This is a genomic window from Plebeiibacterium sediminum (assembly GCF_026013605.1).
Classification (GTDB): Bacteria; Bacteroidota; Bacteroidia; order Bacteroidales; family Marinilabiliaceae; genus Saccharicrinis; species Saccharicrinis sediminus.
Window position 1 is genome coordinate 1 of the sequence record NZ_JAPDPJ010000285.1, and the last position, 545, is coordinate 545.

The following is a 545-nucleotide window of genomic DNA, read 5'->3' on the forward strand; positions in this document are numbered from 1 at the left end:
CCTGAAATAAGAATATCGTCATTAAAGGTATTGATATCGAAATCAGCTGCTTCATCGGCACAGTAAGTGGCAGATGTGGCTTGTAATGCAGGATCAGGATTTACGGTAATAACAACCTCAGTCTCGCTGGTGCAACCTGTAACTTTTTCAGTTACCACAGCGCTAAATGTAGTTGAGACTGGTAAACCACCATCAGCTGGAATAGCCAATGTGCCTGTCCAGGCAAAGGTATAATCGTCTACATTGCCAGAAGTAAGGATATCTTCATTGAAAATATTGATATCAAAATCTGCTGCCTCATCGGCACAGTAAGTTGCAGTTGTGGCTTGTAATGCTGGATCTGGATTAACGGTGATTACAACCTCAGTTTCACTGGTACAGCCTGTAGCATTATCAGTTACGACAGCTCTGAAAGTGGTTTCCTCTGCAGTTGTTCCATCAGCTGGAATTGCCAATGTTCCTGTCCATGCAAATGTATAATCTGCTACACTGCCGGAAGTAAGGATATCTTCATTGAAGGTATTGATATCAAAATCTGCTGCTTC

The 545-nt window shown here is 42.2% G+C and carries 1 protein-coding gene; it reads right to left on the minus strand.

The features are described from left to right. Positions 1–545 (minus strand): hypothetical protein (locus OM075_RS25490; protein ID WP_301193377.1); only part of this gene is annotated, 545 nt, incomplete at both ends.